Origin of the sequence: Marinobacter sp. (genome assembly GCF_046484525.1) — a bacterium.
In the GTDB taxonomy this organism is placed as follows: domain Bacteria; phylum Pseudomonadota; class Gammaproteobacteria; order Pseudomonadales; family Oleiphilaceae; genus Marinobacter.
Genome location: NZ_JAWOIS010000048.1, coordinates 1 through 20,443, shown reverse-complemented (window position 1 = coordinate 20,443; position 20,443 = coordinate 1). Strand labels below are relative to the sequence as shown.

The 20,443-nt window shown below is 59.8% G+C and carries 23 protein-coding genes; 15 read left to right on the top strand and 8 right to left on the bottom strand.

Annotated features, from left to right (window positions below; all coding sequences use genetic code 11):
- From R6W86_RS10565 to R6W86_RS10540, 6 genes are all read left to right on the top strand, one after another.
- Nucleotides 1-495: nitrilase-related carbon-nitrogen hydrolase (locus tag R6W86_RS10565; RefSeq protein WP_410329320.1), on the top strand; the 495-nt coding region annotated here is incomplete at its 5' end.
- A gap of 107 nt (nt 496-602) precedes the next feature.
- Nucleotides 603-995 (top strand): hypothetical protein, encoded by a 393-nt coding sequence (locus tag R6W86_RS10560; protein WP_410329319.1) that lies wholly within the window; start codon nt 603-605, stop codon nt 993-995.
- Between the two features lie 17 nt (nt 996-1,012).
- The gene (locus R6W86_RS10555) at nt 1,013-1,621 is read left to right on the top strand and encodes an ATP-binding cassette domain-containing protein (RefSeq protein WP_410329318.1); all 609 of its coding nucleotides are present in this window, start codon (nt 1,013-1,015) and stop codon (nt 1,619-1,621) included.
- A complete protein-coding gene (locus tag R6W86_RS10550; protein ID WP_410329317.1) occupies nt 1,608-2,411 on the top strand; it encodes an ABC transporter permease in 804 nt (267 codons plus the stop codon). Before R6W86_RS10555 ends, R6W86_RS10550 begins: the two co-directional genes overlap by 14 nt.
- A gap of 63 nt (nt 2,412-2,474) precedes the next feature.
- Nucleotides 2,475-3,464 carry a CobW family GTP-binding protein gene (locus R6W86_RS10545; RefSeq protein ID WP_410329316.1) on the top strand — a complete coding sequence of 330 codons (990 nt, stop codon included), beginning with the start codon at nt 2,475-2,477 and terminating at the stop codon, nt 3,462-3,464.
- A gap of 116 nt (nt 3,465-3,580) precedes the next feature.
- On the top strand, nt 3,581-4,120 hold the full coding sequence (locus tag R6W86_RS10540) for a class I SAM-dependent methyltransferase (protein WP_410329315.1): 540 nt from the start codon (nt 3,581-3,583) through the stop codon (nt 4,118-4,120).
- 11 nt (nt 4,121-4,131) lie between these two features.
- On the opposite strand, the gene R6W86_RS10535 is transcribed toward R6W86_RS10540, so the two are convergent.
- The 3 genes from R6W86_RS10535 to R6W86_RS10525 all read right to left on the bottom strand — a co-directional run bounded on the left by R6W86_RS10535 (nt 4,132) and on the right by R6W86_RS10525 (nt 6,677).
- Nucleotides 4,132-5,127 (bottom strand): PA2778 family cysteine peptidase, encoded by a 996-nt coding sequence (locus R6W86_RS10535; RefSeq protein ID WP_410329314.1) that lies wholly within the window; start codon nt 5,125-5,127, stop codon nt 4,132-4,134.
- Between the two features lie 12 nt (nt 5,128-5,139).
- Nucleotides 5,140-5,541 (bottom strand): PA2779 family protein, encoded by a 402-nt coding sequence (locus tag R6W86_RS10530; RefSeq protein ID WP_410329313.1) that lies wholly within the window; start codon nt 5,539-5,541, stop codon nt 5,140-5,142.
- Nucleotides 5,542-5,612: 71 nt separating this feature from the next.
- Nucleotides 5,613-6,677, bottom strand: coding sequence for a hypothetical protein (locus R6W86_RS10525; protein WP_410329312.1), 1,065 nt, complete (start codon nt 6,675-6,677; stop codon nt 5,613-5,615).
- Nucleotides 6,678-6,833: 156 nt separating this feature from the next.
- Here R6W86_RS10525 and R6W86_RS10520 point away from each other — a divergent pair, with 156 nt between their 5' ends.
- The 3 genes from R6W86_RS10520 to R6W86_RS10510 are packed head-to-tail and all read left to right on the top strand — an operon-like array spanning nt 6,834 to nt 9,543.
- Nucleotides 6,834-8,429: a protein kinase domain-containing protein gene (locus R6W86_RS10520; protein WP_410329311.1), complete on the top strand. Its 1,596-nt coding sequence runs from the start codon at nt 6,834-6,836 to the stop codon at nt 8,427-8,429.
- Complete coding sequence (locus tag R6W86_RS10515; protein ID WP_410329310.1) at nt 8,429-9,181, top strand: PP2C family protein-serine/threonine phosphatase; 753 nt, start codon at nt 8,429-8,431, stop codon at nt 9,179-9,181. The genes R6W86_RS10520 and R6W86_RS10515 overlap by 1 nt, the downstream gene beginning before the upstream one ends.
- 11 nt (nt 9,182-9,192) lie before the next feature.
- Nucleotides 9,193-9,543: an FHA domain-containing protein gene (locus R6W86_RS10510; protein ID WP_410329309.1), complete on the top strand. Its 351-nt coding sequence runs from the start codon at nt 9,193-9,195 to the stop codon at nt 9,541-9,543.
- Nucleotides 9,544-9,561: 18 nt separating this feature from the next.
- Here the strand turns inward: R6W86_RS10510 and R6W86_RS10505 are convergent, their stop codons facing one another.
- Nucleotides 9,562-10,287: a glutamine amidotransferase gene (locus R6W86_RS10505; RefSeq protein ID WP_410329308.1), complete on the bottom strand. Its 726-nt coding sequence runs from the start codon at nt 10,285-10,287 to the stop codon at nt 9,562-9,564.
- Nucleotides 10,288-10,629: 342 nt separating this feature from the next.
- Here R6W86_RS10505 and R6W86_RS10500 point away from each other — a divergent pair, with 342 nt between their 5' ends.
- Nucleotides 10,630-11,031, top strand: a complete 402-nt coding sequence (locus tag R6W86_RS10500; protein ID WP_410329307.1) for a CAP domain-containing protein — start codon at nt 10,630-10,632, stop codon at nt 11,029-11,031.
- A 64-nt stretch (nt 11,032-11,095) separates the two neighbouring features.
- Here R6W86_RS10500 and R6W86_RS10495 read toward each other — a convergent pair whose 3' ends face one another.
- From R6W86_RS10495 to R6W86_RS10480, 4 genes are all read right to left on the bottom strand, one after another.
- Complete coding sequence (locus R6W86_RS10495) at nt 11,096-11,818, bottom strand: YebC/PmpR family DNA-binding transcriptional regulator (protein WP_410329306.1); 723 nt, start codon at nt 11,816-11,818, stop codon at nt 11,096-11,098.
- Between the two features lie 130 nt (nt 11,819-11,948).
- A complete protein-coding gene (locus tag R6W86_RS10490) occupies nt 11,949-12,749 on the bottom strand; it encodes an MBL fold metallo-hydrolase (RefSeq protein WP_410329305.1) in 801 nt (266 codons plus the stop codon).
- Between the two features lie 146 nt (nt 12,750-12,895).
- Nucleotides 12,896-13,324, bottom strand: a complete 429-nt coding sequence (locus R6W86_RS10485) for an SRPBCC family protein (protein WP_410329304.1) — start codon at nt 13,322-13,324, stop codon at nt 12,896-12,898.
- A gap of 92 nt (nt 13,325-13,416) precedes the next feature.
- Nucleotides 13,417-14,319 carry an AraC family transcriptional regulator gene (locus R6W86_RS10480; protein WP_410329303.1) on the bottom strand — a complete coding sequence of 301 codons (903 nt, stop codon included), beginning with the start codon at nt 14,317-14,319 and terminating at the stop codon, nt 13,417-13,419.
- A 134-nt stretch (nt 14,320-14,453) separates the two neighbouring features.
- Between R6W86_RS10480 and R6W86_RS10475 the strand changes: the two genes are divergently transcribed.
- From R6W86_RS10475 to mmsB, 5 genes are all read left to right on the top strand, one after another.
- Nucleotides 14,454-15,947, top strand: coding sequence for a CoA-acylating methylmalonate-semialdehyde dehydrogenase (locus R6W86_RS10475; protein WP_410329302.1), 1,494 nt, complete (start codon nt 14,454-14,456; stop codon nt 15,945-15,947).
- Between the two features lie 79 nt (nt 15,948-16,026).
- Nucleotides 16,027-17,193, top strand: a complete 1,167-nt coding sequence (locus R6W86_RS10470) for an acyl-CoA dehydrogenase family protein (protein WP_410329301.1) — start codon at nt 16,027-16,029, stop codon at nt 17,191-17,193.
- Between the two features lie 114 nt (nt 17,194-17,307).
- Nucleotides 17,308-18,087, top strand: coding sequence for an enoyl-CoA hydratase (locus R6W86_RS10465; protein WP_410329300.1), 780 nt, complete (start codon nt 17,308-17,310; stop codon nt 18,085-18,087).
- Between the two features lie 20 nt (nt 18,088-18,107).
- Nucleotides 18,108-19,178 carry an enoyl-CoA hydratase/isomerase family protein gene (locus R6W86_RS10460; protein ID WP_410329299.1) on the top strand — a complete coding sequence of 357 codons (1,071 nt, stop codon included), beginning with the start codon at nt 18,108-18,110 and terminating at the stop codon, nt 19,176-19,178.
- A 64-nt stretch (nt 19,179-19,242) separates the two neighbouring features.
- On the top strand, nt 19,243-20,130 hold the full coding sequence (mmsB, locus tag R6W86_RS10455) for a 3-hydroxyisobutyrate dehydrogenase (RefSeq protein ID WP_410329298.1): 888 nt from the start codon (nt 19,243-19,245) through the stop codon (nt 20,128-20,130).
- The last annotated feature ends 313 nt before the right edge of the window (nt 20,131-20,443 follow it).

Sequence of the window (20,443 nt, the reverse complement as noted above, 5' to 3'; positions counted from 1 at the left end):
AACGAGGCCTACTGGTGGAATGTGCGTGGCGGTGACCGTGTGAATGCGATAGAAACCGATTGCGGTACGATCGGAGTGCTGATCTGTTATGACGCGGAGTTTCCGGAGCTGGCCCGGCACCTGGTGGATCAGGGGGTGAGTATCATTTTCGTGCCGTTCTGCACCGATGAACGCCAGAGTTACCTGCGGGTCCGCTACTGCTGTCAGGCGCGGGCAGTGGAGAACCAGGTTTACGTGGTGCTGTCCGGCAATGTCGGAAACCTGCCCAACGTGCCGAACATGGAGATCCAGTACGGCCAGAGCTGCATCCTGACCCCCTGTGACTTTCCCTTCGCCCGGGACGGCATCGCGGCGGATACCGAGCCCAATGTCGAGACGGTGGCTTTCGCCGACCTGCGCCCGGAAACGCTGATCACCGCCCGGAACAGCGGAACGGTAAAGAACCTGCAGGATCGCCGGCACGATCTCTACAGCGTGAACTGGCGCGGCGAGTAATCCCGGTTGGTGGTTCTGGCTGGTACTCGAAGCCGGTCTCTGCCATATTGTGGGCCGACTGTGGCCGCTGGCCAATCGGCTTTCAAAACAACAAGTTCAGGGGCTTCATGGAAAAAACCCGGATTACCATCGTCGCGATTACAGGCATTGTTCTGTTCTTTCTTGCCAACTATTTGTGCCGGTTCCTGCTCGGTTTCAGCGGGCTGCTGGCCTCGCTGATTATTGCTGGGGCCATTGCTGCCTACCTGGGTTTTTCAGTGGCGAAAGCCCTGGAGCGCATGCCCATGGCGGAGGAAAAATCCCGCTTGCTCTGGATCTACGGCGGTTTCCTCGGGGCGCTGTTTGCCGCCTTTGCGGCTTGGCTGTTTATGGGAGAGGGATTTGATGCTGTGGTGTTGGCAACCCTGTTCCTGCACTACCTGCCGTATCCTGCCCTGGCGCACGTCTTCCTTTCCGAGGGGCTGATGCGTCGCTTTCTCGGCAGCAAGCATAAACCCTGACCACCGGAGCCCCGGATTTGAGTGAGCTACGCCTGGACACGGTATCGGTTGGCACGCTGCAGGAAGTTTCCTTGCAGATACCAGACGGGTTCGTGGCCTGTATCTCCGGCGCCTCCGGAAGTGGCAAGAGTCGTTTGCTTCGGGCGGTGGCCGACCTGGACCCCCACGACGGCCGGATTTACCTCGATGGTACCGAACAGGCCGCCCTGCCGGCCCACGAGTGGCGCAAACGGGTGGTGATGATCCCGGCGGATAGTCAATGGTGGTTTGATGAGGTCGGCGCCCACTTCGCAGAGGATGCCCGCCACACCATTCCCGCAGCCCTCGGTTTTCCTCCCGAGGTAATGGATTGGCCGGTGAGCCGGCTTTCATCCGGTGAACGCCAGCGCCTGGCCCTGTGGCGGGCGCTGGCAATGGCGCCCGAAGCCCTGTTGCTGGATGAGCCCACGGCGAACCTGGATGAAGACATGACGGCTGCCGTGGAAGCCTGGTTACTGGATGAAGTCCGGCGGCGGAACCTGGCCGTCCTGTGGGTGGCCCATGATCAGGGGCAGATCCGTCGGGTGGCGAATCATCACTACCGGATCAGCGGATCGCTGCTGGAGTCGATGAATGGAAATCATTGATCTTGCCTGGTGGAAATTGGGGCTGGCAGCCTTGCTGGTTCTGGCGCTTGCCGGAGTCAGCCTTTGGGCCAGGCTGGGTATCACCCGCAGCCTTCTCATCGCCAGTGCCCGGACCGGCATCCAGCTGGCGCTGATCGGGCTGGTGCTTGAGGCACTGTTCGCCTCGGCGAGGCTGTACTGGATTGCCCTGTTGGCAACGGTCATGCTGCTGGTGGCCGGCCGGGAAGTGATGGCTCGTCAGCAACGGCGGTTGCGGGGTATCTGGGCGTTCGGGATCGGCACCGGCGCGATGTTCGTTTCCTCCTTTACCGTGACGATACTGGCCCTGACAGTCATTATCGGCCCATCGCCCTGGTATGCGCCTCAATATGCCATTCCCCTGCTGGGCATGATGCTGGGCAATACCATGACCGGCGTGGCCCTGAGCCTGGACCGCCTCAATGAGTCCGTCTGGCACCAGCGGGCCGTCATCGAGAACCGGCTGATGCTCGGGCAGACCTGGCGAGAGGCGGTGGAGGACATCCGCAAGGATGCCATGCGCGGAGGCATGATGCCGTCCATCAATGCCATGGCCGCCGCCGGCATCGTCAGCCTGCCCGGTATGATGACAGGCCAGATCCTCGCAGGCAGTCCACCCGCTGTCGCCGTGAAGTATCAGATACTGGTGATGCTCATCATCACCGTCGGCACCGGTTTTGGTGCCCTGATGGCGGTATCCTGGGGCAGTCGCCGGCTGTTTGACGAGCGCGAGCGGCTCCGGCTGGACCGGCTGGTGAGAGTCGGCAAATGAATCGATGCTGGTCAACGCTGCAGCGAGGTTGTTATATTATAACAATTTCGAGGCCCATAACTGATGCCGGACATTTCCCATCCCATTCCAACCAACCTGATTCTGGGCTTCCTCGGTGTTGGCAAGACCACCGCCATTCTCGATCTGCTCCGGCACAAGCCGGAACATGAAACCTGGGCCGTACTGGTCAACGAATTCGGCGAAGTCGGCATCGATGGTGCGCTACTGGAGACCGAAGGGGCGTTTGTTCGGGAAATACCGGGCGGGTGTATGTGCTGCGTGGCAGGTTTGCCCATGCAGGTCGGCCTGAACCAACTGATCCACAAGGCCCGGCCGGACCGGTTGCTGATAGAACCCACGGGGCTGGGCCACCCTTCCCAGATTCTGGATACCCTGATCAGCGAGCACTACCGGGACATCCTGGCGATCGGCCCTGTGATTACCCTGGTCGATCCCCGCAAGCTGGAAGATCCGCGGGTACTGGAAAATGTGCAGTTCCGGGATCAGGTCGCCGCCGCCGATATCCTGGTGGCCAACAAGACCGACCTGTGTACCGACACTCAGCTTGCGCACCTTGACCAGTGGGCCGCGGCCCTGGAGCCCGCCAAACAGCAGGTGTTCCGTACCCTGCATGGCCAACTGTCACCCTCCTGGCTCGACGGCAAGGCGGATCCAAGAGACGTAAGTGATCCCCACGCCCACCATCACCATCATGGCAAGGCCGCGACCCCGGTACCGGATATCGAAGACGAGCCATGGCAGATGGTAGCCAATCGCGGGCAGGGGCATTTCAGTCTGGGCTGGCGGATTCACCCGAAACTGGTGTTCGACGAAAACCTGCTGATGGCGCTGGCCATGGATGAGCGTGTCGTGAGGTTCAAGGCTGTGGCGCATACCCTCGATGGCTGGCGCGCGATCAACATGGTGGATGGGGCGCTGTCGGTATCGCCTTCCGACTCACGTGAGCTGAGCCGGATCGAGCTGATCAGCGCGGTTGAGCCCGACTGTCAGGAATTCGATCAGGCGCTCCGGTCCGCAGCGGGGCTGGACTGATCATGACCAGCGCCGAACTATGCCGTTGTTTGGTCTGCACCGAGGGGCGGCCGGATCCTTTCCGGCAAATTGGCAAACAGGTCTACTTGCGGTGCCCCACCTGCCAGGCGACCATCATGGCGCCGCAATCCCGGCTGACCGCAGGGGAAGAAAAGCACATCTATGAACTCCATGAAAACGACCCGGAAGACGCAGGCTACCGGCGATTTCTTTCGAAACTGGCCAATCCGCTGACAGAACGACTGCCACCCGGGGCAGAAGGGCTGGATTTTGGCTGCGGGCCGGGCCCGGCCCTGGCCGGAATGCTGCAGGAGGCCGGTTTTGCCATGGCGCTCTACGATCCCTACTTCCACCCGGACAAGGCGAGCCTTGCACGGTCTTACGATTTCATTACCTGTACCGAGGTGGTGGAGCATCTTTGCGAGCCGGCCGAGGTTTTCAGCCTGCTGGACCGGTTGCTCAGGCCCGGCGGCTGGCTGGGTATCATGACGTGCTTCCAGACCGATGATGAGCGGTTCGATAACTGGCACTACCGTCGGGATCCGACCCATGTGGTGTTCTACCGGCAGGCAACCTTCGAATGGCTGGCCAGGAAGTATGGCTGGACGCTGGAGGTTCCGGTGAAGGATGTGGTGCTGCTGAGAAAGGACCGATAATCACCGGCCCGTCATTGTGTGGCTGCCGGGCAGGATGGCAGTAGCGGGCAGTGCTCGCCGTCGCCGGTTGGCACTGTATCGAAGGCTGCCTCTTCCTTGGCAAACCGCTCCGGCGCCAGGGTCCGGGCGCAGGAAAGGGCGGATGTTGCCTGTACCGGGCAGCCAACCCGATCCAGGGTGTACGCCAGATTGTTCCAGCCCTCGGCGTAGTCCGGGAATTGTTCCACCACCCGTCTGAAGTGGACCACCGCACCGGACCACTGCTGTTGCCCGTAGGCCAGATTTCCCTGCGCCATGATGGGAGCCGGTTGTTGCGGCCAGGTCTGCTCCGCCGTCTGGTAGGCACTGAGTGCAGCCCGGGTATGCCCGGTGGACTCCAGGTCGTGCGCGGCCCTGAGGAAAGTGAGGGGTTCTGCCGTGGCGGGTATCTGTTCGGGAGGCAGAACCACGACGGCCCAGCGCTCGGCCCGGCTCCATGTGGCGTGGAAAGCCTTGTAGGGCATGGCATGGTGCTTGCGGGTATCGGTATTGAGAATGATGGTTTCATCGTCGCTGTCATAACCCACCACCACCGCGAAATGCCACTGCGGCCACCAGTCGATGAGCAGGTTCTGCATGACCAGCACCGGATTTCCGGCACTGACTTCCTCGAGAACGGCTTCCAGTCTCGGTTCCAGCGGGTACACGACCATGTTATGAGCCCGGCCACCGGCCACCATCTCAACTTGCAGTGAGCCTTCCCGAGCGGGAATGTACACCAGTTCCTTGAGCACATCGGGGTCGGTTTGCAGCCCCTGGCTGTTTAGCATCATGGCCAGGGAAGCCGGGCCGCACTGGTACTTTTCCTGCGCGTAAAAGGGCACATCTACCAGAAGGACACGGTTGGGCAGTACGGGCTTGCCAGCCGCGGATTCAGGTTCCGGCCAGGGTGGGGTGGAGGCACAACCTGCCAGCAGGAGCAGCCCCGTCAGAGCTGCGATCCTGCTGGCAATCCTCAGTCGAGACATCGGGCGGTTCGATCAGCGAATGCAGTTGATGAACGAGAAGATGTCTGTGGCACAGAGCATATCGGTGATGATAAACACCAGCAGGAACAGCACGATAATCCCCACCACATCCTGACCGGCGGGCGCTTCTGCCAACTGTTGTTCGAAATCAGCCAGTTCGGCCGGCGTCAGATTCTGGATGCGATCCGCCACCTGATCCTTGCTCACGCCCATCTCCGCCAGCTTTTCCTGTACTTCCTGTTTTTCCAGCATGTTCAGGAGTTGTTGCCGGTCCAGTTCGATCTGTTGCTGCTGAATGATCTCTCCAGTCCCTACCATGCCGGCATGGGCGGTGGTGGAGAAAGTAGTAGCCATGGCCATAAGTACGGCCATCACCAGTGAAACCTGCTTCAGATAATTACGTATCTCGGACATTCCAGGCTCCTTCTTGTGGCGTTTTCTAAAACAGTAGGTTCAGATATGTATTCATTCAACATACAAAGTTGTCATGGTCGCCGGACTTCAAGGCGCCGTTCGGGCCAGTGGAGGATCGCCGACCGTCGAATCATTTTGCTCGCAAGCTGGGGAAAAGCCTCGTCGATCACCCCGGCGGCAAACTCCCCCAGAAAGTCCGATTTGAGAACAGCACGCGCTTTCTGGGGGCCGGGTTCCGTATAGGGTGCTGACGAGAGTAGTAAAAAACCGTCATCGGGAATCCGGCCGCTGTCCATGTTGTTCTGGATGATGCCGGCGGCCTGGCGTATGGGGTGGGACAGATCCGGGCTGTACGGACCAATGATCAGCGCCAGGTTGGGTGCATGCAGAAAATCGAAGCCGCGCCCCAGACAGATCACCCATTCCCGGTGTTCGATATCGAGTTCCCGGTCGCTCTGGCGAATCTGGTGAATATGGCGGACGTTGCCCTGGACCAGGGGGAGCAGATCCCGCTGAACCGGTGCGGGCATGTCCGGGCGCAGGGCAGCAATCTCCGCATCGACAGTGTCGATGCGGTCCAGAGGCAGGTGGGCGAGATCAAGGGTCCGTTCGCGTCGGCCATGGAGAATCAGCGCATCCTCGTCGGTTTCAAAACCGCAAACCAGTGGATACACCGTCTGGTGCTCCCTTCCAAACAGGGTTTCCAGCTGGTCGCGAATCCTGAAGGCATGGGCACGGGCTTCGTTGGTATCGCAGTCGAAACCGGCGCAGCCGCGCTCCCGATGCCCCCGGGAAAAATGGTAGGTGATGATGACCAGGGCCCGCCGACCCTGCTTGACCGCTTCCTGCACGGTGTCTGCCAACAGGTCGCCCAAGTAGGGCCAGCCAAGCTCGAAGATGCCCCCGAGGTTGCGGAACGGGTGAATGACACCTAGTGGCGTCTGGGTCGCGTAAGGTAGGTGAATGCGTCCATCCATGCACTTCATGGCAATGATCAGGGTGTCGTGTTCTGCCAGGTAACGTTGGCGGGACAGGTAGTTGTCAGGGCTGCAGAAGCTGGCTGAGTGTTTGCGGCTGAGCTCCATCAGCCAGTCGATGCGCTCACTGAGCGGTCGCGTGTGTATAGGCTTAGTCATTGGCTGGGACCCGGATGCTCAAGGTTCTTAAACTCCACTATACGTGACCTCGCTCTCAGGTAAACAAACCCTTACAAAAAACGCCGCCGCGCAACTGTCCCATCATGGGTTCGCTTTCTAAACTAGCCGGATCAACCACCTACAACGAAATTGCCTGTGAATCCGTTATCACATCCGTTATCGAGCCTGTTCAGCCTGCGCTCACTTGTGGTCGCCCTCGCGGCTGTCTTCATCGTGGCCGGCGAGCAAATCCCCTGGGTGGCCTGGCTGGATAGGGAGTTCCTCGCATTTCTGGGCTCTGAAGAGTCCGGAGGTCTCAGTCTGCCGGTCTGGGGCCGGCTTGCGGTTGAGGCCGGTCTGTTAGTAACCGCGGGCTACCTGGTATTTGCCATCCCCCGGATGGGCGCTGCTGTTTCGTTACCGGTGACACTGCTCCTGGGCGGTGGCCTGTTGGTGCTCCAGGCGGCGCTGATGTTTTACCACGATGTCTGGCTACCTCTGGGAGAGGTCAACACCCTGCTCGCGGTCGGGTATGTGATCATGCTCTTCTGGTTGCAGCCCTACCGGCGGATCCGGTCCCTTACGGACAATGCCAGGGAGGCCCGGCTGAAGCTGGGCCAGCTATTGCTGGACCAGGGGCAGACGGATGAAGCCCTCGGAGCTATTGCCAGCTGTCCCGAAGGGGACGAGAGCCTGGATCTGCGCTATCGTATTGCTCTTCAGCAGGAGCGCAAACGTCAGTACGACAAGGCGATACAAACCTACCGGGCTATCGTCTCCCGCAAGAGAAAGTTCCGTGATGCAGCTGAACGTCTGGCCGCGCTGGAGAGTCTTGCCTCTGGGGCAGCAGGAGTAGCAGCCGGCAGCTTCGACGCTACCCAGACCCTGGTGATGCCGGACCAGTCGGTCAGCCGGCCCACGCTGGGGCGCTATGAAATCCAACGGGAACTGGGCCGGGGCGCGATGGGTGTGGTGTACCTGGGCAGGGACCCTGCCATTGCCCGCACCGTAGCTATCAAAACCCTGAGTTACCAGACCTTTGAAGGTGAGGAGCTGCAGGCTCTCAAGAGTCGTTTTTTTCGTGAGGCGGAAGCGGCGGGCCGGCTCAGCCATCCGGCCATCGTCACCGTTTACGATGTCGGAGAAGAGGCGGACCTGGCTTATATCGCCATGGATTACGCCCGGGGCCGCCCCCTGAGTGAGTTTGGTCGGGCCGGCCGGTTGCTGCCGCTGGCGACCGTGCTGGATGTGGTCGCACAGGTGGCGGATGCCTTGGCCTATGCGCACGAGCAGAAGATCGTTCACCGGGATATCAAACCGGCGAATCTGATCTATGATCCGGACAGCGGTGACCTCCGGGTTACTGATTTCGGGATCGCCCGTATCTCCGATGATTCGGTCACCAGGACCGGGAGTGTGATGGGCAGCCCCTTGTACATGTCACCCGAGCAGTTGAAAGGCCAAAAAGTGACGAATGCCTCGGACATCTATAGCCTCGGGGTTACCCTTTTCAAACTGGTGAGTGGAGAAACCCCTTACCAGGGGGACACCCTGGCCAACCTGACCTACCAGATCCTGAACAAGCGCCCGCGCAGCGTCCGTTCGTTCAATCCCGATTTGCCGAGCGGTGTGGTCAGGCTGATCAACAAGGCAATCCAGCGTGAGCCGGACAAACGTTTCGCCAGCGCTTCCGATATGGCCGAAGCACTCAGGCGCCTGGCACAGCGCGAGGCAAGGGAGGTGACCTCCTGATGGATTATGACATTGCCGGCAACTCCCATGTTGGGACAGTTCGCCAGACCAATCAGGATAGGGTGGAGTGGCGGCGCAGCCATGACGGTCGCCAGGTTTTGCTGGTATTGGCGGATGGCATGGGCGGCCATCAGGGCGGCGAGATGGCCAGTCAGCATGCGGTGGCGGCGGTACTGGATTCATTGCTGCCCGCCCTGTCTGCCTCGGTGGTTCCTGCCTCGGTGGCCGTCCGGGAGCGGCTTGACGCCGCCTTTGGTCTGGCTACGGCGAGGATACATGACGAACAGGCCAATGACGCCCGCCTGGAAAAGATGGGCACGACACTAGTGGTGGTCTGGGTCATCGATAGCACCGCTTTTATCGCCCATATCGGAGATTCCCGCTGTTACCTGATCACGGAAACCGTGCTCCGGTGCCTGACCCGGGACGATACCGTGGTCCAGAACATGATCGAGGATGGCAGCATCACCGAAGCCGAAGCTCCGAGGGTGCCTTTTCGGAACGTGCTCACCCGGGCCGTCGGCGCTTCCGATGATGCCACGCCCAGCTTCCGGGTGCAGGAACTGGCACCTGGGGAGAGCCTGCTGTTGTGTTCCGACGGGCTCACCGGAGCGTTGCCAGAGGCCCGGTGGGCTGAAACCATCGGGCAAGGCGCGAGCGCAGATGATGCTGTGCAGGCGCTGATCAATCAGAGCCTTGAAAACGGCGCCGGAGACAACGTCTCCGTTGTTTTAATGATGTTGAAGGACTGAGGTATACGAGAATGGCATCACTTTCACAGCTGGTGGACAACGTGGTGGTCCACACCTTTGAGCTGGAGCAACCCCTGACCCGGATCGGACGGCGACCGGACAATGAAATCCGTATCGACGAGATTTCCGTGAGTGGGCAGCATGCTGTTATTGAAGCGTCACCCAATGCCTACCTCGAGGGTACGATTGATTTCTACATTGTCGACAGCAACAGTACCAATGGTACCTTCGTGAACGACCTCCGGGTGGAGGGGAGGCAGCGGCTAAACAGTAACGACATGATCCGGGTCGGCTGGAATGAATTCCGGTTTATCGATGAGGATGAGAACACCCTGGAGAAGACCGCCTACATACTCGACTGACCGGTAGTCTTCCACCTGTCAGGCCTGCCTCTTCAAGACCAGCTCGGAGAAGCGCTGCAACAGACTGCTTGCCTCGGGGGCGGGTGCGACTTCATTGAGCAGCGTCTGCACATCCAGCCCTTCCCGATCCAGTTCCGGCGCCTGGACTTCCAGGTAGGCCCGCATGATGGCATCGGAAAATTCGGGGTGAAACTGCACGCCCCAGGCGCATTCGCCCACCCGAAACGCCTGGTGTGGCTCGGAATCGGACTGGCCCAGCAGCACGGCATCAGGCGGCAGTCTCAGGACCGACTGCTTGTGGGTCAGCTGCGCCCGGAATCGCCTGGGCATCGAGTTGAACAGGGAGTCTTGCCCGGCCTCGGGAAGAGATTTGACGATCCTGGTGCCGGTTTCCCGGCCCTTCGGGTGGTAGCCCACCACTCCGCCGAGGGCATGGGCCAGCAACTGGTGGCCGTAACACACGCCCAGTACGGGGACGCCGGCGTCCACCGCCTTCGCCAGCCACGCCGCTGCGTTTTCACTCCAGTCTTCCCGGTCACTGACCATGGCGGGGGAGCCGGTCACCACAATGCCGTCCCACTCCGAGGGGTCTCCCGGCTCTTCGCCGTGGGGAACATCCATTACGGTAAGCTCCAGTTCCGGGGCTAGGCCCCTGATGAACCAGTCCTCGAAATCGCCGAAGCGTGCGCGTATATCGGCGTAGGTGGTCCCCGTTTTCAGTATCAGAACTCGTGTCTTTGCCATTGAGCAGCTCACCGGACTAGCAGCGTGAATGTGATTTGTTTCTGCCTGGATCAGATTCGAAAGGAAATGTAGCCTCATGGATCCAATCGCGGGAACCATCCGTTAAGTTGCATACTTTTTCACAATTTAACCGGAATGGTGGCCTTGCATTCAATGAAATCATCTTCGAGGTTGTCTTTTTTCGTACTTGTGACGTTTTCCCTTGCGGGCTGCGGTGGCTCAGGAGGGGGGGGATCCTCTACCTCGGCCGTATCAGACAATCGCGAGCTCAACCGGTCATCAGCGGCGGAGCCGGCCACGATACTCGTGAATGGTTGCGAGGTGCAGGAGTATCAGGCGGCAATGCTGGAATATGTGAATGCCGCGCGGACGCGGGGCCGCCAATGCGGATCCGAGTACTTTCCCGCGGTTGAACTGCTCGCTTACAACTGCTCCATCGAGGCGGCCGCCACGAAACACAGTAACGATATGGCTGAGAATAATTTCTTCAGCCACATCGGTTCCGATGGTCTCCGGGTTGGCGGCCGTGTTACCGAAACCGGCTACGAATGGTCCGTGGTGGGCGAAAATATCGCTGCCGGCTTTGATGATGTCCAGTCGGTGATGACCGGTTGGCTGGAAAGCCCGGGCCATTGCCGCAACATTATGGACGCGAGGTTTACCGGAGTGTCCGTCGTCAGAGTGGATACCCGGACCGCGGACTATCCCAATTACTGGACCCAGGTATTTGCCAAGCCTCGTTAACCGGTGGGTCGCTGCGACCGGATTCGGCCGCAGTGACCCACCGGTTGGGTTCTTGCCCGACCGGTTATTCGGAGATTTCCGCGTTGTGATACACGTTCTGGACATCGTCCAGAACGTTCAGCATGTCGAGGAATTTTTCGAAAAGTGGAATATCGTCACCTTCCACCGGGGTGGTGGTCTTGGGCAGAAACTGGATTTCATCCACGTCGAATTCGATTCCCTCGAAAGCCGCTTCCAGCGCCTGCTTGGCTTTGGCGTATTCGGTATTCGGTGTGAAAACAGTGATGCGACTGTCCTCGTTCTCGATATCCGTCACGTCCACGTCTGCTTCCATCAGCGCCTCGAGTACCGCTTCCTCATCCTGTCCGCTGAAGGCGAAAATCGCGCAGTGGTCGAACATGTGGGAGACAGCCCCGGGCGTACCGATCTTGCACTTGGTCTTGGTGAAAGCGAGCCTTACATCGCCAAAGGTGCGGTTTGGGTTATCGGTCAGGCAGTCCACGATCACCATGCAGTTGCCGGGACCATAGCCTTCGTACCGGGCCGGGGAGTAATCCTCGCCACCACCGCCTTTGGCCTTGTCGATGGCTTTCTCGATCACGTGGCTGGGAACCTGGTCTTTCTTGGCCCGGTCAATGAGGCCGCGCAGCGTCAGGTTGGCCTGGGGGTCTATGCCGCCGGACTTGGCGCACATGTAGATTTCGCGGCCATACTTGCTGTAGACCTTGGTTTTTGCCGCGGCCGTCTTGGCCATGGACTCTTTGCGGTTCTGGTAGGCTCTGCCCATCTGACCTGCCTCTTCTTGCTGTTCAGGAAACGCCGGATTTTACTCAACAAAACGGTTGGGGGACAGGTCTAATGCTGTTGTGCTGATTCGACAGGGGAAACAGGCGGCGACAGGACGCCGCCCGCAGGGGTCAGATGTAATCGGTCGGCGGGGTGTAATTGTCCGGACCCATCAGGTCGATCCCGCAGGGGACATCCGAGACCCAGTTCAGGAACCGCTCCACCATCTCGGGACCTTCAAAACGCTTGCCATGCTGGGGCACGATCGTGCTCACATCCAGTCCCCGAACCATGTCGGCCCAGAGGCGGCATACTTTCTGGGAGGCTATGTAGCGCTTGTGGAAGCCCATCATGCTGGGAATGTGACGATCAAAATCCTGCACCGGCTTGTGATCGTCCTCGCCACCGAGAGAGGCACCGAGATCGCCGGAGAATAGGATCTTGGACACCGGATCGTAGAACTGCAGGTTGCCGACCGAGTGCATGAAATGTGCCGGTATGCAACTGAGGTAAGAGTCCCCGAAGGGCACCTTGGAACCGGCGTCCGGGATGCTCACGATACGATCGTAAACACTGCCGGACAATTGGTTGGTCACGTAGGTGGAAACCAGATGGGGCAGGAATCGGGCCCAGAGCCGGGAGGTGACAATCTTGGCGCGGGTGTGGACGATCCAGCGGTCGATGGCGCCGATGATGTCCGGGTCCTGGTGAGACGCAAAGACGTAGTCCATGTCCTTGATGTTCATGTAGCGCGAAGCGGCTACGGAGAGCGGGGTATAAGTCAGGTCTCCGCCGGGATCAATCAGGGCTTCGTGCTTGCCATCAACGACCAGGAACTGGTTGGACTGGACGCCCTCACCGGTTACCAGGGAATCGAACATCAGGCATTTGTGGTGTCCGTCATCGAACAGGACAATGGGCTCTGCTGCCATTACTGTCTCCCGCCAGGATATTGTTTTCGGCCGATTAGTCGGATATTGCAAACCTGGCGGAAGATTACAGAATTGATAAATGCAAAGTTTGTCACAGGTCAATTATGTGACATTCATCAAGTAATGGTTTGTTGTCGGCTGGAAGGTCAGGCCAGATCCGGCACCCGTTTGATGCCCCGGCGAATTCCCTGTTCCAGAGCGCTGGAGACCACCTTGCCCGTGAACGGAACAATGTCCTCGAAGCGGATGGTGTAATGTACCCGCGTCTGACCGTCCCGGGTGTCTTCGAAGCGAATTCGTCCCAGGTGATTGCGTATCGGGCTCATGCTGGTGACCGTGTATTCGATTAGCGTTTCCGGCTCGAAGCTGAGAACGGTTTCCTCCAGGCTGATAGGTCCGATGCCGATCTTGCGAACTGAACCGATGCCGTTGGGATCGGCCTGGTCGCTGTCCCGGATCCGCTTGACAGGAGCACCCAGCAGCTTGCCGAAGCGCTGATGGTCCGCGAACAGGGCGAACACTCGTCGTCGCGGGATATTGAAGGTTTCTTCGATTTCTATCGTGTACTGTGCCATGGCGCAATCTCTTGTTGTTGGCGATGGCTCCAGAGTAACGGTTTGGCGTATCCAACAAAAGTCGTAGACGAACCACCCGATCACTCTGGCCCTCAGTGACGGGCCGTGTGCCGGTAATCCCTGGGCGATTGGCCCATAACCTTCTTGAATAGGCGGGAAAAATAGTAAGCGTCGTCGTAACCCAGGTGGCGGCTGATGTCGGCAAAACTCAGGCCGGTGGTGTCCAGCATCTGGCAGGCGCGTTCCACTTTCAGGTGCAGGAAATGCTGGATGGGAGAAGTACCTGTCTGTTCCCGGTAGCGGGTGGCAAAGTGCGCCGGAGAGAGGCCTGCCAGATCTGCCAGTTGTTCGAGGGTAAGGCGATCTTCCAGATGTTCCCGCATGTAGTTGTGGATGGTGTCCAGTTCGGACTGGCGTTCCTGGCTGGTGTCATCCGCATTCAACGGTACCGCAGCCAGTAGCTGACGCAGTCGGTTGGCGGCATGGATCAGTCCCCGGGTGCGGAAGCCGGTCTGGCGTACCGAGAGCAGACCGTTGAAATCCACGAGCAGCCGGGGCTGGCGGCCCAGGTGCCGGATGCGGGTAGGGTCATCAAATCCCATGTACTTGCGGAAGTCCTCGGCCAGCGGGCCGGTGTAGTGCACCCAGTGGATGGTCCAGGGATTGCCGGGATCGGCGGTATAGCGATGGCTGGCTCCCGCAGGCAGCAACAGTAAATCACCGGCCTCCACGGTATAAGGCTCTCCTTCGACGTTCAGGAATGCCTTGCCTTCCGTGCAATAGATCAAAAGATTGTCGCGATGGTGCTCCCGGTGCATGTGGTGGCCGGCGGCCTTGCGATAGTGCCCGAAGGCCAGTGGATAGAGCTCCCGGGTCAGGGGGTGACTGGCGAGCAGGCGGACAATGGGCTCCGGCACCACGTAGCGGACGCTGTCCGGTGGTACCGGCCATTGCGAGGTTTGCGCTGTAGATTTTCTGATCTGAAGACTGCTCATCGAAAAATAATCCATTATGGGCGAAATTTAGTCAATCACCTCCGGCCAAACCACGTGCTAGGATTTTTGCAATCGTGGCCGAACCCCGCCGGGGCGAGGCTGTTCCCACATAACAACAAACCAGGGATTTCAACATGAAAAATGTTCCCCAGTATATTGCCGGTGAATTTGTCCAGAGCCAGACCAGCAACTGGATCGACGTCACCGATCCTGCCACCAACGAAGTGATCGCCAAGGTGCCGTGCGCCACCGAAGAGGAGATGCGCAAGGCCATCGATAACGCCGGAGAGGTGTTCAAGACCTGGAAAGAAACCCCGGTTTCCGAGCGCGCCCGGGTCATGCTCCGTTACCAGGCGCTGTTGAAAGAGCACCACGATGAGATCGCCGAAATTCTGTCCCAGGAAACCGGCAAGACTTTCGAGGATGCCAAAGGCGACGTGTGGCGTGGTATCGAGGTAGTCGAGCATGCGGCCAACGTGGCGTCCATGATGATGGGCGAGACCGTCGAGAACGTGGCCCGCGAGGTGGATACCCACTCCTGGATCCAGCCGCTGGGCGTGTGTGCGGGCATCACTCCGTTCAACTTCCCGGCCATGATTCCACTGTGGATGTTCCCGATGGCCATTGCCTGCGGTAATACCTTCATCCTGAAGCCGTCCGAGCAGGACCCTCTGACTCCGATGCGACTGGCTGAGCTGTTCGAGGAAGCCGGTGCGCCCAAGGGCGTCCTGCAGGTAGTCCACGGTGCCAAAGAACAGGTTGATACCCTGCTGACCGATCCGGCCATCAAGGCCATCTCCTTTGTCGGCTCTGTCCCGGTTGGCCGTTACATCTACGAAACCGGCACCCGCCACATGAAGCGTGTCCAGAGCTTCGCCGGCGCCAAGAACCACATGGTGATCATGCCGGATGCGGACAAGCAGCAGGTCATCAACGCCCTGGTGGGTGCCTCCGTCGGTGCCGCCGGCCAGCGCTGCATGGCGATTTCCGTTGCCGTGTTCGTGGGCGAGGCCCAGCAGTGGATTCCGGAACTGAAAGAAGCCATGGCCAAGGCCCGTCCGGGTGCCTGGAACGATTCCGGTGCCAGCTATGGCCCGATCATCAGCGCTAAGGCCAAGGACCGCATCGAGTCCCTGATTGCCACTGGCGAGGCCCAGGGCGCCAAGCTGATGCTGGACGGTCGCGGCTGCACCGTTGACGGCCTGCCGGACGGCAACTGGGTAGGACCGACTTTGTTCAGCGAAGTCACTCCGGACATGGACATCTACAAGGAAGAGATCTTCGGGCCGGTACTGTCCTGTGTGAACGTGGACAACCTGGGCGAGGCGATCGACCTGATCAACCAGAGCCCCTACGGCAACGGGACCTCCATCTTCACCAACCACGGTGGTGCCGCCCGTCGCTTCCAGCACGAGATCGACGTGGGCCAGGTGGGTGTGAACATCCCCATTCCGGTGCCCCTGCCGTTCTTCTCCTTCACCGGTTGGAAAGGCTCCTTCTACGGTGACCAGCACGCCTACGGCAAGCAGGCGGTTCGCTTCTATACTGAGACCAAGACGGTAACGTCCCGCTGGTTCTCCAGTGAAGCGACCTCCTCTGACACCAATTTCTCCATTCAGCTTCGTTAAAGCGTTGAGGGTGAGGTCTTGGGCCGGAAGCCTTTCCGGCCCCTTCTTTCTACCCTTTTGACATGACAGGAGCCTGGTAATGGACTTTAACCTGACCGAAGACCAGCTGGCGTTCCGGGATGCGGCCCGGGCCTTTGCCGAGAAATCCATGGCCCCCCATGCCGCCCGGTGGGATGATGAACACATATTCCCGGTCGACGTGATGAAGGAAGCCGGTGAGATGGGCTTCATGGGCCTCTACACCCCGGAATCCCTGGGTGGCATGGGGCTGTCACGACTGGATACCTCAGTGATTGTGGAAGAGCTGGCAGCGGCCTGCCCGTCCACAGCCGCCTTTATCACCATTCATAATATGGCGACCTGGATGGTGGCCAGCTTTGCCTCCGATGATCTGAAACAGGAGATCGTGCCCAAGCTCGCCAGCGGCGACTGGCTGGCCTCTTATTGCCTGACCGAGCCCGGCGCCGGCTCTGATGCGGCCAGCCTGCGCACCAAGGCCGTGCGTGACGGCGACAGCTACGTGATCAACGGGAGCAAAATGTTTATTTCCGGCGCTGGCAGCACCGATATCCTGGTGCTGATGGCCCGGACCGGCGATGCGGACAGTGGTTCCAAAGGCATTTCCACCTTTGTGATTCCCGCCGATGCCGAGGGCGTTTCCTACGGCAAGAACGAGGACAAGATGGGCTGGCACAGCCAGCCGACCCGTCTGGTCAGCCTGGAGAATGTGCGCATCCCCGCCAGTAACCGGGTGGGTGAGGAAGGTGATGGCTTCGCCATTGCGATGAAAGGCCTGGACGGTGGCCGTCTCAATATTGCCACGTGTTCTCTGGGCGGTGCCCAGGCGGCACTGCTCCGGGCCCGCAATTACATGCACGAGCGCGAGCAGTTCGGGAAGCCACTGGCGGCGTTCCAGGCTCTGCAGTTCAAGCTGGCGGATATGGCCACCAACCTGGTGGCGGCCCGGCAGATGGTGCGACTGGGTGCGTTCAAGCTCGACAGCGGCGACCCGGAAGCGACCCTGCACTGTGCCATGGCCAAGCGCTTTGCGACCGATGCCTGTTTCGATGTGGTCAATGAGGCGCTTCAGTTGCATGGTGGCTATGGTTATATCCGGGAGTACCCGCTGGAACGCTATGTCCGGGATCTGCGGGTTCACCAGATTCTGGAAGGCACTAACGAGATCATGCGCCTGATTATTGCGCGCCGGTTGTTGGACGACGGCGTGGCTGAGGCGATTCAGTGAGTTGAAGGCTAAAAATGGGGTCAGAAGAAGGTGTTCTTCAGACCCCTCGTGCAAGTCAAACCCGGGGTCAGATGAAAGCCTTCATCTGACCCCATCTTCAGGAAGGAAAAAAACATGAGCGACCTCATCCAGCTCGAAAAACGCGGACACATCGCAATCCTGACCATCGACAACCCGCCGGCCAACACCTGGACCGCGGAATCCCTGCAAGCCCTGACCAAAACCATTGAGGAGCTCAACGAGGACAAGCACATCTTCGCCCTCGTCGTTACCGGGCAGGGTGAAAAATTCTTCTCCGCCGGTGCCGACCTGAAATCCTTTGCCGACGGCGACAAGGCCAACGCCAACTACATGGGCCAGCTGTTCGGTCAGGCCTTCGCCGCACTGACGGCTTTCCGCGGTGTCTCCATTGCCGCAGTGAACGGCTATGCCATGGGTGGTGGCCTGGAATGCGCCATGGCCTGTGACATCCGCATTGCAGAAGAGCACGCCCAGATGGCGCTGCCGGAGGCCAGTGTGGGCCTGCTGCCCTGTGCCGGTGGCACACAGAACCTGCCCTGGCTGGTAGGTGAGGGCTGGGCCAAGCGCATGATCCTCTGTGGTGAGCGCGTTGATGCCGACAAGGCCCTGAAAATCGGTCTGGTGGAGGAAGTGGTACCCGCCGGAAAAGGTTTGGAAAAGGCACTGGAACTGGCCGAGGGTGCCTGTAAACAGAGCCCGTCTGCCGTTGCCCGTTGCAAGAACCTGATCATGAGTGCCCGGGATGGCCGCAGCCACAGCGATGGCTGGCGCATGGAGCGGGAGCTGTTCGTGGAGCTGTTCTACACCGAAGACCAGCGGGAAGGCGTGAACGCATTCCTTGAAAAGCGCAAACCGCAGTGGAAGAACCGGTAACCGCCGGGGCGAGGTCTGTTATGAGCGATCAACCGATTGTCTTTGAAGAGTGGAAGACCGCCGACGGCAGCGTAATTGCCGTGGCCCGGCTGAACACTCCGAAAAACCTGAACTCACTGTCCATGGACATGATTCACCTGCTCAAGCCCCAGCTTCAGCGGTGGGCGAAGGACCCGCAGGTGTGCGCGGTCTGGCTCGAGGCCGAAGGTGACAAGGCGTTCTGCGCCGGGGGCGATATAGTCTCCCTTTACCGCAGCATGACCGAGCCCGGTAATGCCAGTGAGGGCGAACGATTCTTCACCGAGGAGTATGAGCTGGACTACCAGATCCATACGTTCCCGAAGCCCCTGATCTGCTGGGGGAACGGTATCGTGATGGGCGGGGGTATCGGACTCATGGTGGGCGCCTCCTATCGGGTGGTGACCGAAAATTCGAAAATGGCCATGCCCGAGGTGAACATCGGCCTCTATCCCGATGTGGCCGGTGGCTGGTTCCTCAATCGCATGCCGGGACGTATCGGCCTGTTTCTTGGGCTGACCGGAGCCCGGATCAATGCTTCCGATGCGCTGTTCGTGGGTATGGCAGACCGTTTTGTGAAGCACAGCCTCAAGGAGCGGGTGATCGAAGCGCTCACCGCGACTGAGTGGCGCGATGACAATGCCCATGCCGTGGTCGGTCGAGTGCTCCGCCAGTTTGAGCAACACAGCCAGGACGTCCTGCCGGAGTCGCCGGTTCGACAACACTTTGACGAGATCAACCAGGTTACCGATGCCGACTCCCTGGAGCAGGTGGTCAATCAGCTGACCGAGCTGGGCAGTCGAGAAGACTGGTTGGGCAAGGCCACCAAAGGGCTTGGCAATGCCTCGCCTACCTCTCTGACACTGGTTTGGCGACATCTGCATGGCTGCCGGCACGATAGCCTCAAGGAGGTACTGGACAAGGAACTGGTGCTGTCCTGCAACTGCCTGAAAAAGGGCGAGTTTGCCGAAGGTATCCGGGCACTGCTGATCGACAAGGATCTTCAGCCTCGTTGGCGCTACGCCTCGCTGGAAGAAATGGACAGCGACTGGATCGACGACTTTTTCAACTGATTGCCGGATCGGCCGCGGGGAGCCGCGGCCCACTCACCGGAATACAACAACAAGGGGAAGAGATATGGCAAAGATTACATTTATCGGTCTGGGTAACATGGGTGGTCCCATGGCCTCGAACCTGGTCAAGGCCGGTCATGAAGTGACGGTGTTCGACCTGTCCAAAGCGGCCGTCGAAGCACTCGTGGGCGAGGGCGCCAAAACCGCGGACACTGCCGAAGCAGCCGCCCAGAGTGCGGAATGTGTGATCACCATGCTGCCGGCCGGCAAGCACGTGGAAGCGGTTTACCTCGGCGCCGATGGTCTGCTGGCCAAACTGCCGGCAGGAACCCTGGTCATCGACTCCTCCACCATCGCGCCGGAAACGGCCCGTGGCGTGGCGGAGGTTGCAACTGACAAGGGCCTGGATTTCATCGATGCACCTGTCTCTGGTGGGGTCGGTGGTGCCAAGGCCGGCACCCTGACCTTCATCTGTGGTGGTGAGGAAAGCACCTTCAATCGCGCCAAGCCGATACTCGAGGGCATGGGCAAGAACATCTTCCACGCCGGTCCCCACGGCTCCGGCCAGGTCGCCAAGATCTGCAACAACATGCTGCTGGCGATCCTGATGGCAGGCACCAGCGAGGCGCTGGCCCTGGGTGTACGGAACGGCCTGGATCCTGCCGTGCTCTCCGAGATCATGAAACAGAGCTCCGGCGGCAACTGGGCCCTGAATGTCTACAACCCCTGGCCGGGTGTCATGGAAGGGGTGCCCGCCTCCCGCGACTACCAGGGCGGTTTTTTGGTCAATCTGATGACCAAGGACCTTGGCCTCGCCTTCGACAACGCCGTCAAGAACCAGGCCTCCATCCCCATGGGCGCCCTGGCGCGCAACCTGTTCCAGTTGCACGCCGGGCAGGGCAATGGCGAACTGGATTTCTCCAGCATCCAGCGCCTGTACAAGCCGGAGTGATCTGAACGCGCATGATGGTGAAAACGGGGTCAGAAGAATGCTTTCTTCAGACCCCAAGGCCATGCTCAGGGGTCTGATGAAAGCTTTCATCTGACCCCATCTTCACCCCCAACGCTGGATTTTCTCCGAACGCGCTGGTACCTTCTCCAACTTCGCGGGCACCCCCATCAAGGATCCGATGGCACATTACCCGCACCGATTCAACGGACCGAGTCAACCCTTCAAGGACTGAAGACATGCCCCAGGCAAGCGGACTGCAGTTCACCGCCCGTGTCGGTGACTTCCCCTCTGATCATTTCGCCGTGGTCGCCTT

Coding starts and splice junctions, on each gene's coding strand:
- R6W86_RS10560 (WP_410329319.1), top strand. CDS start 603: ATGGAAAAAACCCGGATTACCATCGTCGCGATTACAGGCATTGTTCTG.
- R6W86_RS10550 (WP_410329317.1), top strand. CDS start 1,608: ATGGAAATCATTGATCTTGCCTGGTGGAAATTGGGGCTGGCAGCCTTG.
- R6W86_RS10545 (WP_410329316.1), top strand. CDS start 2,475: ATGCCGGACATTTCCCATCCCATTCCAACCAACCTGATTCTGGGCTTC.
- R6W86_RS10540 (WP_410329315.1), top strand. CDS start 3,581: ATGGCGCCGCAATCCCGGCTGACCGCAGGGGAAGAAAAGCACATCTAT.
- R6W86_RS10535 (WP_410329314.1), bottom strand. CDS start 5,127: ATGTCTCGACTGAGGATTGCCAGCAGGATCGCAGCTCTGACGGGGCTG.
- R6W86_RS10530 (WP_410329313.1), bottom strand. CDS start 5,541: ATGTCCGAGATACGTAATTATCTGAAGCAGGTTTCACTGGTGATGGCC.
- R6W86_RS10525 (WP_410329312.1), bottom strand. CDS start 6,677: ATGACTAAGCCTATACACACGCGACCGCTCAGTGAGCGCATCGACTGG.
- R6W86_RS10515 (WP_410329310.1), top strand. CDS start 8,429: ATGGATTATGACATTGCCGGCAACTCCCATGTTGGGACAGTTCGCCAG.
- R6W86_RS10510 (WP_410329309.1), top strand. CDS start 9,193: ATGGCATCACTTTCACAGCTGGTGGACAACGTGGTGGTCCACACCTTT.
- R6W86_RS10505 (WP_410329308.1), bottom strand. CDS start 10,287: ATGGCAAAGACACGAGTTCTGATACTGAAAACGGGGACCACCTACGCC.
- R6W86_RS10500 (WP_410329307.1), top strand. CDS start 10,630: ATGCTGGAATATGTGAATGCCGCGCGGACGCGGGGCCGCCAATGCGGA.
- R6W86_RS10495 (WP_410329306.1), bottom strand. CDS start 11,818: ATGGGCAGAGCCTACCAGAACCGCAAAGAGTCCATGGCCAAGACGGCC.
- R6W86_RS10490 (WP_410329305.1), bottom strand. CDS start 12,749: ATGGCAGCAGAGCCCATTGTCCTGTTCGATGACGGACACCACAAATGC.
- R6W86_RS10485 (WP_410329304.1), bottom strand. CDS start 13,324: ATGGCACAGTACACGATAGAAATCGAAGAAACCTTCAATATCCCGCGA.
- R6W86_RS10480 (WP_410329303.1), bottom strand. CDS start 14,319: ATGAGCAGTCTTCAGATCAGAAAATCTACAGCGCAAACCTCGCAATGG.
- R6W86_RS10475 (WP_410329302.1), top strand. CDS start 14,454: ATGAAAAATGTTCCCCAGTATATTGCCGGTGAATTTGTCCAGAGCCAG.
- R6W86_RS10470 (WP_410329301.1), top strand. CDS start 16,027: ATGGACTTTAACCTGACCGAAGACCAGCTGGCGTTCCGGGATGCGGCC.
- R6W86_RS10465 (WP_410329300.1), top strand. CDS start 17,308: ATGAGCGACCTCATCCAGCTCGAAAAACGCGGACACATCGCAATCCTG.
- R6W86_RS10460 (WP_410329299.1), top strand. CDS start 18,108: ATGAGCGATCAACCGATTGTCTTTGAAGAGTGGAAGACCGCCGACGGC.
- mmsB (WP_410329298.1), top strand. CDS start 19,243: ATGGCAAAGATTACATTTATCGGTCTGGGTAACATGGGTGGTCCCATG.